Source organism: Sulfitobacter sp. SBS6, from assembly GCF_048285585.1.
Classification (GTDB): Bacteria; Pseudomonadota; Alphaproteobacteria; order Rhodobacterales; family Rhodobacteraceae; genus Sulfitobacter; species Sulfitobacter pontiacus.
Window position 1 is genome coordinate 452548 of sequence record NZ_JBLWBA010000006.1, and the last position, 12284, is coordinate 464831.

Here is a 12284-nt window from a genome sequence, read left to right on the forward strand (position 1 = left end):
TTGCTGGGTGATGTACCGCCCGCGCTCTCAGCCGTCGAAACTGTAGCCGAAACGCGCGATATCCTCGGCGCAGGTCGTGGCGATCAGGTCGCGGGTTTGAGGGGTGTAGTAGTCCCCATAGTCCGCCGCGCGGTCCGACGCATTCGCATGCGGCAACGTCAGATCAAAGCCCAGATGGTCGAACAGCGGCTGTGCGTCCTGCGCGAAATGCTCGATCCGGATGAACAGGTTGCTTTGATCCTCGCCTGCCCCGTCACGCAGATATGACCCGTAGGGAGAGGCCAGAAGGCTGCCCTGCACGGTAGGCGTCTGCACGAAGGCGTCAAACGCCAGCGACTTGGCAAGCCCCACGGCGGGATGATCGAACCCCTGCGCGCGCAGCCAATGGTAATAGCTGACCATCCGGTCCCACGGGTTACGCACCAGCGCAAAGGTGAACATCCGGGCAATCTCTTGGCGGGTGACCACGCCTTCGATATCGGCGAGGGTCGCGTGTTTCCAAAGCCGTCCTGCCGACGCCGCCCCTGCCAGACGCTTGCGCCGCTTGACCGCCTTGGGCGTGTCGCCCAGCATCAGATCCTCTTTCATCGCCCGTGCTTCCAGCGCGAGCGCAAGGGACGTACCTCCGGTCTTGGGGATATGCACGAAGATATAATTGCGCCCGCGGCTGATGATCATGACCGCCCCGCCGCATCTGTGATTGGCCGCTTTACGCTCGTGCCCATATCCTGCCTCTGCCCTGCTTTTATCATCCTTCCCAAAACGGGGGATGCTGCGCAATAGTAACCGGGACAAAGCGAAAAAAGACAGGGTGCGCCATGGGCTGGATGACGAACGAAGACGGGTTGGACAAATGCGCCGCGAATTACGTGCCGCTCACGCCGCTATCGCACCTGAAACGCGCGGCCCATGTCTTTGCCGATGTGACGGCGGTGATCTACGGCGCGCATCGGGTGACCTATGCGCAGTACCATGCGCGCTGTTCGCAGCTTGCTTCGGCCTTGGCGGCGGCGGGGGTTGAACCGGGTCAGGTTGTGGCGACGATCCTGCCCAATATCCCCGCGCAGGCAGAGGCGCATTTCGGCGTGCCCGCCTGCGGTGCCGTGCTTAACACCATCAACACGCGGCTGGATGTGGATACTGTGGGCTACATCCTCGACCACGGCGAAGCGCGGGTGCTGCTGGTCGATACGCAGTTCGTCGATCTGGCAGAGGCGGCCTGTGCAACGCTCGACGGCCCACCGCCGCTGTTGATCGAAGTGACTGACCCCGCGGCGGGGTTTCCGGCAACGGGTCGCCACACCACATACGATGATTTCATCGCCACCGGCGACCCTGCGTTCAACTGGATCATGCCGCAGGACGAATGGGAAAGCCTTGCGCTCAACTATACCTCTGGCACGACGGGGCGGCCCAAGGGCGTGGTCTATCACCATCGCGGGGCCTATCTGATGACCATGGGCACGGTGGTCAGCTGGCGTATGGTGATGCGGCCCGTGTTCATGCAGATCGTACCGCTGTTTCACTGCAACGGCTGGAACCACACGTGGATGATGCCCCTCTTGGGGGGTACACTGGTCTGCTGCCGCGACATCACTGCCGCTGCGATCTATGACGCCATCGCCGACGAAGGCGTGACCCATTTTGGCGGTGCCCCCATCGTGCTGAACATGATGGTGAACGCGACGGAAGACGAACGCCGCGCCTTTGATCATCAGGTGGAGGTCTTCACCGCCGGTGCGCCCCCTGCCCCTGCCACCCTGTCCAAGATCGAAGCTTTGGGGTTCAACGTCACGCAGGTCTACGGGCTGACCGAGACCTACGGCCATGTCACTGAATGTCTGTGGGACCCCGCATGGGACAGCGCCCAAGGGGCCGAGCGCGCCGCGATCAAGGCCCGTCAGGGCGTCGCCATGCCGATGATGGAAGAGATCACCGTCATGGACAGCGAAATGGCCCAAGTCCCGCTGGACGCTGCCACACAGGGAGAGATCATGATCCGCGGCAATTCGGTGATGAAAGGGTATTTCAAGAACCCCGCCGCCACGCGCGCGGCCTTTGCGGGCGGGTATTTCCATTCGGGCGATCTGGCGGTGCAGCATCCAAACGGACATATGCAGATCGCCGACCGCGCCAAGGACATCATCATCTCGGGCGGCGAGAACATCTCGTCCGTCGAGGTCGAAGGCGTATTGATGGGCCATCCGGATGTGAACCTCGCCGCCGTTGTCGCGCAGCCGGACGAGAAATGGGGCGAAGTGCCCTGTGCTTTTGTCGAGCTCAAACCGGGCCGGCGCGGAGACGAAGCCGCCCTGATCGCCTTTGCGCGCGACACGCTTGCGGGGTTCAAAGCACCCAAACGCGTGGTGTTTCAAGAGCTGCCGAAAACCTCGACCGGGAAGATCCAGAAATTCGAACTGCGCGCGCAGGCCGCCAGGCTTTAGTGCGGTCTACATCGCGCGCTGTGTGACGACCGGATCGGCGACGATCACCGCCTCTGCCTGCTCTTGCGGGCCGAGCCGTTTTTCATACCGCCAGACGTCGATCTGCAACGGCCCCTCGCCGGTTTCGACCTCGTAAGGGATCGTGCCCGCCTGCACCCAGCCGCAGGCCTCATAGAACCGCGCGGCACGGGTGTTGCCAACCGAACAGGCCAGCCATTTCAGCCCATGCCCTAGTTCTGCTTCGGTCGCCGCCATCATCTGCTGCGCCAGACCGCTGCCCTGAAAGGCATCACTGACGTAGAACTGGTAGATCTCGTCATGGTCCACCATGAAGAACCCCGCGATCTGCCCTTCGACCCAGACCACCTGCGTATGCTTAAGGTGCACACGCATCCGCATCGTGAACTCTTCGAAACTGCGCAGGGCGGTCAAAGCGGGGGGCACGACATCGGCATGGGCCTGATGCCAACCATGATACCAGATCTCGACAAGTCTGGCGGCATCATCGGGATGTGCGGGCTTGATCTGCATGGGACGCTCCTTTCGAATTCTCCTATGCTGTCTTAAGTCCACCCATTGCTCAACCCGTGTCAGGTGGTAAACTATCCAAAACAGTTAGGCACTATACTTCAGGATATGACAGCCCTTTCCAAATACGCCCGGTTGGAAGCAACCGGACTATGGCGTTCGGCCCCCGATGCCCAACGTCGTGAAGTCATCGTGTCGATCGGCGATGCGACACTGGTGATTTCCGACCTCAAGGATCAGGCGCTGACCCATTGGTCACTGGCGGCTTTGGCGCGGTCAAACCCTGGCACCCGCCCTGCGATTTTCCACCCCGACGGCGACCCCAGTGAAACGCTGGAAATCCCCGACAGCGAGGGAGAGATGATCGACGCCATCGAAACCCTGCGCCGCGTGGTCGAACGCCGTCGCCCCCGCCCGGGGCGGCTGCGCTTTGCCGGGGTGCTGACCTCGGCGCTGGTGGTGGCGGCGGTGGCGCTGTTCTGGCTGCCGGGCGCGCTGCAAGATCACACGCTGCGGGTGGTGCCCAAGGTCAAACGCGCCTCCATCGGGGCGGCGCTGCTGAAAAAGATCGAACGGGTGTCCGGCCCCGCCTGTACCAACGCCCGCGGGCGCACGGCGCTGGCAAAGCTCGGCGCGCGGCTGTCGTCTGATCCGATGGTGGTGCTGCCCGCCATGACCCGCCCCAGCCTGCACCTGCCCGGCGGGCTGATCGTGCTGAACAAGACCCTGTTCGAGGATTACGAGTCCCCAGATATCGCGGGCGGCTATATTCTGGCAGAACAGGCGAAACGCGCCGTCACAGACCCGCTTGAACATATGCTCGCCACCATCGGCATCCGCGAAAACTTCCGCCTGCTGACCACCGGCGATGTGTCGGATGCGGCCCTCACACGCTACGCCGAACATCTGATGGCCGAACCCGCGCCGGAACCGCCCGTTGACGCCCTGCTTGCCCGTTTCGAAAAACAGCGCCTGCATAGCACTCCTTACGCGCAAGCCCGTGACATCACCGGAGAGACGGTGCTGCCCCTGATCGAAGGCGATCCGATGAACGGCAAGGAAACCGACCCTCTGCTGAATGATGCCGACTGGCTACGGCTGCAAAATATCTGCGGCGGCTAAGGCAGAGATACACACTCCGACCTTCAACGCAAAAGGCCAGCCGGATCGCCCCGACTGGCCTTTTATCTGCACTGTCGTGCGGATGCGTCAGCGGATGTAGGCATCGCCGTAACCGGCACCGCGCAACTTACCCAAAGCCGCCGGGGCCGCGGACGCGCCAAAGGGCCCCGCCTGCACCGACAGATAGGTCTTGCCGCCGCGGATGGACTTACCGATGCGCGCGCCCATACCCATCCGCGCGATACGTTGTGCCGCACGCTGCGCGTTCGCGCTGTCCCCATAGACGCCGATCTGCACATAGGTCTTACCTGCGGCACGCGGGGTCGCTGGGGCTGTGGTGACTGGCTTGGGGGTCGAACGGCTGGAGTAGACCGGCTTGCGCGCGGCAGGCGCTGCATTCTTGTTACGGACGATACGTTTGACCAGTTGGCCGTTGCGCTTGGCAAAGCTCACCTCGCCCAACTCGCGGCGCTGCTGCTCGACCGAGGTATAGGGGTAGACCAGCGGCAAACGCGCGGTCATGTCCCGCCCTGTGCTTTGGTTGACCAGACGACGCGGCACAGTGTTGGTCCAGATCAACAACATCTTGGACCGCCCCTCAAGGTTCTGTTCGGCCCGCTTGGGGTTCAGACGGTCGTCTTCCCACACGGGGCGATATCCTTTGGGCACCGAGACGTTGGCATAGGTGTTCTGGCGGTTGATCGCGACATGTTTCGGCACGATCCGCGTATGCGCATGCGCCGCTGCGGGTCTCGCCGTGGTTGTGACGCTGCCTGTGGTTGCCCCATAGGACGACGCAGTTGCCACGGCCCCGACCTGCGCGGTGGAGGGCAGGATCGGCGCGGTTTGCGGGCCGCAACGCACGGCGAGCCCCTTGGTCCGCGACCCGGAATATTGCTGGCTGATGGCAGAGCGTCCGGCACAGGTGGTCGGCACCTGCGCCACCGCCACCGGCGCTTGCGCGCGCGGTGCGGCCGGCACGTCGACCGAGCGTGGCACCGGCTGGCGCACCGGCTTGGGTGCTTTCTGGCGTACAACAACCGGCTTGGCCTTGCGCTGTGGCAGAGGGCGTGCCGCAACCGTGGGCTGTTTGGCCGCGGCGGGCGCGTTGTTTACGGTGATCTGCACCGGCGCATCAGCACCACCGGCAGGCGCGCTGGCCGCTGTCTGCACATTGGTCGGCTTGAAGCCGCAGACACCCTGACGCTTGCGCGACACGCGCGGCACCCAGGTCACATTGCCGTCGATACCGGCCCGAATAAACACACAGCCTTTGCTGTCGACATATTGCTTGCCCTTATACGAGGCCGATGGGAATTCCGCCGGTTGATCGCGAAAGCTTTGCGCTTGGGAAATACCTGCCCCAAACGTCGTCATCAATGCCGCAACTGCCACAATACTAGTAAATTTCATCTGCGCCCCCACACAATGTAGTAAATAAACCATGCGCGATCCCGGTTTCAGAGTAAAGCACCCTGATCACCGGATCGCCCATTTTGCGCCTTACTTGGTCCCGAACATCCGGTCACCGGCGTCACCAAGCCCGGGAATGATATACCCCTGCTCGTTCAGCTTCTCGTCGACCGCCGCGGTGACGATCGGCACATCGGGATGCGCCTCTTTCATGCGGGCCACGCCTTCGGGGGCCGCCAGCAGACACAGGAAGCGGATATTGGTCGCACCGGCTTTCTTCAGCATGTCGATCGCAGCCACGGATGAATTACCAGTGGCGAGCATCGGGTCCACGGCGATCACCAGACGGTCGTCCATACCCTCGGGCACCTTGAAATAGTATTCCACCGGCTGCAATGTTTCCTCGTCACGATACAGGCCGACAAAGCCTACCCGTGCCGACGGGATCAGCTCAAGCACGCCATCCATCAACCCGTTGCCCGCCCGCAGGATAGAGATCAGCGCCAGCTTCTTGCCGTCCAGCGTGGGTGCATCCATCGGCTGCATCGGCGTGTCGATCCGCTTGGTCGTCATCGGCAGGCCGCGGGTCACCTCATAGGCCAGAAGCTGGCTGATCTCGCGCAGCAACTGGCGGAACGCCGCGGTCGATGTGGCTTTATCCCGCATGATTGTCAGCTTGTGCTGCACCAGCGGATGATTAACGACGGTCAGGTGTTCAACGATATCGGACATCGGGGCGCTCTCCATATTACTTGGCTGAACTCATGCCCCGAAAAGCCGTGCCCCGCAACCATCGCATCTTCGCCAGCTTCATTTTGCCAGTCAAACTCCGGGGGGATCGCGGCCCCGCCGCGATGGGGGCTGGCCCCCACCCGACCGATACGCCGCCGAACAGAGTTTAGTCGGGCACCGTAACCCCAAGATGCCGCGCCACCAGCCCAGCGACATCGCGAAAACCGATCTGCCCCAAGCTGCCAGCGCCCTGCCCTGCCACCAGAACCGGAGCCCGTTCGCGGGTGTGGTCGGTGCCCACCCATGTCGGGTCGTTCCCGTGATCTGCAGTCAGCACCAGCAGATCCCCGTCCCGCAGTTGCCCCAGCAGCTTACCAATCTCGGCATCAAACCACTCAAGCGCGCGGGCATAGCCCGACACATCGCGCCGATGCCCATAAAGACTGTCAAACTCCACAAAATTCGCAAACGTCAGGCTGCCGTCTTCGGCGCTCTCGACCAGATCGCCAAGATGGCCCATCAACGTCTCGTCAGACCCTTTGCGCACCTCGTCAAAACCGGTCATCGAAAAAATGTCACCGATCTTTCCAACGGCATAAACACGGGCACCACTGTCCTGCACCCAGTTGCTCAGCACCGGCGCGGGTGGCTTGATCGCAAAATCACGACGGTTGGTGGTGCGGGTAAAACCGCTTTGAGCATCCCCGACGAAGGGACGCGCGATCACCCGTCCGACTTTCAACTCATGCGCGATCGGGGCCATGTTTTCGCATAGGTCCAACAGCCGTTGCAGGCCGAAACTCTCTTCATGCGCGGCGATCTGTAACACGCTGTCAGCCGAGGTATAGCAGATCGGGAAACCGGTCTTGATATGCTGCGCGCCGAACTCCTCGATAATGGCGGTGCCAGGGGCGTGGCAATTCCCCAAAATCTCATCCGTGCCGGCAAAGGCCGCAAGCTGCGCGACCAGCGCGGGCGGAAAGGACTTCGACACATCGGGAAAGTAATGCCACTCCCACGGGACCGGCAAACCGGCCAATTCCCAATGGCCCGAGGGCGTATCCTTGCCGCGCGAAATTTCTGTCGCCGCGCCCCATGTGCCGCTGACGGCGTCATCAAGGCTTGCGATATGCAGCCCGCTGGCCAGTTCGATCGCAGGGCCAAGCCCCAGCGACGCCATATGCGGCACGTTCAAAGGGCCGCTGCGCCCGTCTTCTGCACGGCCCTCCGCACAGGCCTGCGCGATATGACCAAGGGTATTCGCGCCGGTGTCCGGCACACGCCCGTTAAAGAAGGTGTCCGCATCAGGGGCACCGCCGATACCGACGGAATCCATCACAACCAGAAAAGCACGCGCCATCAGCCGACCCTCTCTACAATCAAATCCGGCACGGCGACCGGCTTCGGGCCGATGGTGATCGCACCGCGCACCGCCTGTGCGGCCCGCTCTGCGTCACCGGCGCGGGCGGCATGAACCACCGCCAGTGGCCCCTTAGACGATACTTTCGCGCCTAGGCGGACGACATCCGAAATCCCCACGGCCGGGTTGATCTGGTCCGTCTCGACCGCGCGCCCGCCGCCCAAAGCGACAACGGCAAGGCCCAAGGCCTCGCCATCAATCGCGGTAACATATCCGGTTTTCGGTGCGGGGACCTCGCCGATGATCGTCGCCTCGGGCAGGAACCGCGTCCAGTTTTCGACAAACTTCGCAGGCCCGCCCATGGCCGCGATCATCACGCCAAAGCGTTCCGCCGCGCGGCCCGACCGGATCGCCTGCACGATCATATCCGCCCCGACCTGCACATCGCCCGCCAGCCCTGCATTGGCCAGCAACACCCCCCCAAGAGCCGCACAGACCGAGACAATCGGCCCCTTGTTGTGCCCCGTCAGCACGCGCATCACCTCGGCCACTTCCAGCGCGTTCCCAAGGCTCGGCACCAGGGGCTGGCTCATATCGCTGATAACCGCCGTCGTCCGGCATCCACTCGCATTCGCAGTCTTGGTCAACGCCGTCGCCAGCGCCTGCGCCTGCGCCAGATCTTTCATGAAGGCACCGCTGCCGACCTTGACGTCCAAGACCAGACCATCCAGCCCCGCTGCCAGCTTCTTCGACAGGATCGACGCGGTGATCAGATCGAGGCTGTCCACGGTCGAGGACACATCGCGCACTGCATAAAGCCGCTTGTCTGCGGGGGCGATACCGTCGGTCGCACTAACAATCGCACAGCCTGCCTTGGCCACCACGGCGCGAAACTGCGCCTCGTCCAATGTGGTATTCACACCCGGAATGGCCTCGAGCTTGTCCAGCGTCCCGCCGGTATGCCCCAGCCCACGCCCCGAGATCATCGGCACATAGGCCCCGCAGGCGGCCAAGGCAGGGGCCAGCACAAGGCTAACGCAATCGCCCACACCGCCCGTCGAATGTTTATCCAGCACCGGCCCGTTCAGATCCCAGTCGAACACCCGCCCGCTGTCGCGCATGGCGAGCGTCAGGGCCACGCGGCCCACATCGCTCAGCCCGACCTGACAGACCCCCATCGCAAAGGCCCCCGCCTGCGCATCACTGACCCGCCCATCGGCAAGGGCCATCGCGAACCAGACAAGCTCTTCTCGGTTCAGCGACCGCCGGTGTCGCAGTTTGGACAGGATCGCGCGGGCATCCATGGCTTAGCCCTCCATATGCGCGCGGCCAAAGGCACCGGGCAACAGCTCGGCCATGGTCATCACCTCTTCCACGCCCGACAGGGTCGCCATGGTCACTCGCGCATCCCCCTGACCGAATTCCGCCAGTTTCTGACGGCAGCCGCCACAGGGCGTGACAGGCGTGGGGCTGCCCGCAATCACATAGGCCTCGACAAAAGCCGTCTCGCCCGCCGCGATCATGGCGGCGATGGCACCGGCTTCGGCACAGGTGCCTTCCGGGTAAGCGACGTTTTCCACGTTGCAGCCTACAAACACCGCGCCCGAGGCCGTGCGCAACGCGGCCCCCACCTTGAAATTGGAATAGGGCGCATAGGCATTTTCCTGCACGGCGCTGGCGTGCTGTCGCAAATCACTGGTCATAATTCCCCCAAGTTTCACAAAACTATAAAAACCTTTCGCCAAAGTTGCGATGCCAAAAGCGGAAAAATGCCATGCTTCATTTTGCCAGACAAACTCCGGGGGAATCGTGGCCTGCCACGATGGGGGCTGGCCCCCTTCCCGCCCCATGATCTGCGCCGCATGGGCGGTGACACGCCCCGCTCCAAAAGTCGTGTTGGCGCGGCTGGCAAAATAGTTTAACGCTAAACTACTCTCTTAAAGGACCGCCAAAACATGACCGATGCGCCCAATCTGCGCCAAGCCGCACTTGACTATCACGCTTTCCCCAAGCCCGGAAAACTCGAAGTGCGCGCGACCAAACCACTGGCGAACGGCCGCGATCTGGCGCGCGCCTATTCCCCCGGCGTGGCCGAAGCCTGCCTTGAGATCAAGGCCGACCCGACCACAGCCGCGCATTACACCACCCGCGCGAACCTTGTGGGTGTGGTGACCAATGGCACGGCGGTTCTGGGGCTTGGCAACATCGGCGCGCTGGCCTCCAAACCAGTGATGGAGGGCAAGGCCGTCCTTTTCAAGAAATTCGCCAATATCGATTGCTTCGACATCGAGCTGGACCAGAACGACCCCGAAAAGCTCGCCGAACTGGTCTGCGCGCTAGAGCCGACCTTCGGCGCGATCAACCTCGAAGACATCAAGGCCCCCGATTGCTTTACCGTCGAACGCATCTGCCGCGAGCGGATGAACATTCCGGTTTTCCACGACGACCAGCACGGCACCGCGATTGTCGTTGGGGCCGCCGTGAAGAACGCGCTTTTCGTGGCGGGCAAGAAGTTCGAGGACATCAAGATCGTATCCACAGGCGGCGGCGCGGCGGGCATCGCTTGTCTGAACATGCTGCTGAAACTCGGCGTGAAGCGCGAGAACGTCTGGCTTTGTGACATTCACGGTCTGGTCTACGAGGGCCGCGAGATCGACATGAACCCGATCAAATCGGAATACGCGCAGAAATCCGACCTGCGTGATCTGGCCGACGTGATCCATGATGCCGATCTGTTCCTCGGCCTCTCTGGTCCCGGTGTCCTGAGCCCCGAAATGGTGCAGAAAATGGCCCCGCAGCCGATCATCTTTGCGCTGGCCAACCCCACGCCGGAAATCATGCCCGATCTGGCCCGTGCGGTGGCCCCTGATGCGATTATCGCAACGGGCCGGTCGGATTTTCCCAATCAGGTCAACAACGTATTGTGCTTTCCCTTTATCTTCCGCGGTGCGCTGGATGTGGGGGCAACCACCATCAATGACGAGATGAAGATCGCCTGTATCGACGGGATTGCAGCGCTTGCCCGTGCCACCACCTCCGCCGAGGCTGCCGCCGCCTATCAGGGCGAACAGTTGACCTTTGGCCCCGACTACCTGATCCCCAAACCCTTTGACCCGCGCCTGATCGGGGTCGTCTCTACCGCCGTCGCGAAAGCCGCGATGGACACCGGCGTCGCCACCCGCCCGATCGAGGATCTGGGCGCCTATCGCCACAAGCTGGACAGCTCGGTCTTCAAATCGTCCATGCTTATGCGCCCCGTGTTCGAGGCCGCGCGCGTGGCCCCGCGCCGGATCGTCTTTGCCGAAGGCGAAGACGAACGCGTGCTGCGCGCCGCCCAAGCCATGGTTGAGGAAACCAAGGAACGCCCGATCCTGATCGGCCGCCCCGAGGTGATCGAACGGCGCATCGAAAAGGCAGGTCTGACCATCAAGCTGGGCGAGACGGTGGATCTGGTGAACCCCGAAAACGACCCGCGCTACCGCGACTATTGGGAGACCTATCACAACCTGATGGCCCGCCGCGGCGTGTCGCCCGATATCGCGCGCGCCATCATGCGCACCAATACCACCGCCATCGGCGCGGTGATGGTGCACCGCGAAGAGGCCGACAGTCTGATCTGCGGCACCTTCGGGGAATTCCGCTGGCATATGAATTATATCGAACAGGTTCTCGGTCGCGACGGGCGGCGCCCCCACGGGGCCCTGTCGCTGATGATCCTGGAAGATGGGCCGCTGTTTATCGCGGATACGCAGGTGCATCTGCACCCCACCCCCGAACAGATCGCCGAAATCGCCATCGGCGCTGCACGTCACGTGCAACGTTTCGGCATCGAACCCAAGATCGCCCTGTGTTCGCAAAGCCAGTTCGGCAATCAGGGCGAAGGGTCGGGCAAACGTCTGCGCGCGGCGCTGCGGCTGCTGGATGCGGGCAACCATGATTTCTGCTATGAGGGCGAGATGAACATCGATGCCGCACTCGACCCCGAGCTGCGCAGCCGCCTGCTGCCCTCGAACCGGATGGAAGGTGCTGCGAATGTTCTTGTCTTTGCCCATGCGGATGCGGCATCGGGCGTGCGCAATATTCTGAAGATGAAGGGAGGCGGGCTTGAGGTTGGGCCGATCCTGATGGGGATGGGCAACCGTGCTCATATCGTCTCTCCGTCGATCACCGCGCGCGGGCTGCTGAACGTCGGTGCTATCGCCGGTACGCCGGTCGCCGAATACGGCTGACACCCCGGGTGAAAACGCCGCCCTTATGCGGGGCGGCGCATGGACCGGAACCGGCCGGAATTACTTGGCCGGTTTGGTGCCCTTGGCCGCAAAGGGTGCCTTGATGTCAGACACGCTGCTTGGCATCGGCTTGGCAGGCCGTGCGTCTGCTTTGGCCTTTTTCTTCTTGTTGGCGAGCTTATCACCCATTGTTCTGAACCTTTGTTCAAAGACGAAGGGCGGCGACATGCCGTCCCTATCCGTGATGCTGCGCCCCTTTGCGCGATTGATCTGATCCAAATTCGACGCGGTGGGTCATATTCGACATGCGCTGCGCGAAAATCTGTGCGCTACCGGACACCGGCCGAAACGCGCTTGTAAATTTTGACACCGCGCGCGGGGGAGCGGCTGTAAACTTTGTTGCCGGATGGCCGCGATATAGGCGCAAGCTCTTGCTCTTTCCCGCGGCCGTGGCCT

General features: G+C 62.6%; 11 protein-coding genes. 3 read left to right on the top strand and 8 right to left on the bottom strand.

Going from position 1 to position 12284, the window contains the following annotated elements; translation table 11 throughout:
* Positions 1-27: 27 nt before the first annotated feature.
* Positions 28-678: a sulfotransferase family 2 domain-containing protein gene (locus ACNQ62_RS11080; protein WP_418094887.1), complete on the bottom strand. Its 651-nt coding sequence runs from the start codon at positions 676-678 to the stop codon at positions 28-30.
* Between the two features lie 140 nt (positions 679-818).
* Between ACNQ62_RS11080 and ACNQ62_RS11085 the strand changes: the two genes are divergently transcribed.
* Positions 819-2444, top strand: coding sequence for an AMP-binding protein (locus ACNQ62_RS11085; protein WP_418094888.1), 1626 nt, complete (start codon positions 819-821; stop codon positions 2442-2444).
* Positions 2445-2450: 6 nt separating this feature from the next.
* Here ACNQ62_RS11085 and ACNQ62_RS11090 read toward each other — a convergent pair whose 3' ends face one another.
* Positions 2451-2975 (bottom strand): GNAT family N-acetyltransferase, encoded by a 525-nt coding sequence (locus tag ACNQ62_RS11090; protein WP_243250610.1) that lies wholly within the window; start codon positions 2973-2975, stop codon positions 2451-2453.
* Positions 2976-3080: 105 nt separating this feature from the next.
* Between ACNQ62_RS11090 and ACNQ62_RS11095 the strand changes: the two genes are divergently transcribed.
* Positions 3081-4094, top strand: coding sequence for a hypothetical protein (locus tag ACNQ62_RS11095; RefSeq protein WP_037966171.1), 1014 nt, complete (start codon positions 3081-3083; stop codon positions 4092-4094).
* Positions 4095-4181: 87 nt separating this feature from the next.
* Here the strand turns inward: ACNQ62_RS11095 and ACNQ62_RS11100 are convergent, their stop codons facing one another.
* The 5 genes from ACNQ62_RS11100 to ACNQ62_RS11120 all read right to left on the bottom strand — a co-directional run bounded on the left by ACNQ62_RS11100 (position 4182) and on the right by ACNQ62_RS11120 (position 9302).
* Positions 4182-5507, bottom strand: a complete 1326-nt coding sequence (locus ACNQ62_RS11100) for an SPOR domain-containing protein (protein ID WP_418094889.1) — start codon at positions 5505-5507, stop codon at positions 4182-4184.
* A 90-nt stretch (positions 5508-5597) separates the two neighbouring features.
* Positions 5598-6239 (bottom strand): uracil phosphoribosyltransferase, encoded by a 642-nt coding sequence (upp, locus tag ACNQ62_RS11105; RefSeq protein ID WP_418094890.1) that lies wholly within the window; start codon positions 6237-6239, stop codon positions 5598-5600.
* A 166-nt stretch (positions 6240-6405) separates the two neighbouring features.
* Entirely contained in the window at positions 6406-7599 is a 1194-nt protein-coding gene (locus tag ACNQ62_RS11110) for a phosphopentomutase (protein WP_418094891.1), read from the bottom strand.
* A complete protein-coding gene (locus tag ACNQ62_RS11115; RefSeq protein WP_037966163.1) occupies positions 7599-8903 on the bottom strand; it encodes a thymidine phosphorylase in 1305 nt (434 codons plus the stop codon). Before ACNQ62_RS11115 ends, ACNQ62_RS11110 begins: the two co-directional genes overlap by 1 nt.
* Positions 8904-8906: 3 nt before the next feature.
* A complete protein-coding gene (locus ACNQ62_RS11120) occupies positions 8907-9302 on the bottom strand; it encodes a cytidine deaminase (RefSeq protein WP_005849478.1) in 396 nt (131 codons plus the stop codon).
* A gap of 252 nt (positions 9303-9554) precedes the next feature.
* Here ACNQ62_RS11120 and ACNQ62_RS11125 point away from each other — a divergent pair, with 252 nt between their 5' ends.
* A complete protein-coding gene (locus tag ACNQ62_RS11125) occupies positions 9555-11828 on the top strand; it encodes an NADP-dependent malic enzyme (RefSeq protein WP_037944737.1) in 2274 nt (757 codons plus the stop codon).
* Positions 11829-11888: 60 nt separating this feature from the next.
* Here ACNQ62_RS11125 and ACNQ62_RS11130 read toward each other — a convergent pair whose 3' ends face one another.
* Positions 11889-12017, bottom strand: a complete 129-nt coding sequence (locus tag ACNQ62_RS11130) for a hypothetical protein (protein WP_005849481.1) — start codon at positions 12015-12017, stop codon at positions 11889-11891.
* Positions 12018-12284 lie beyond the last annotated feature (267 nt).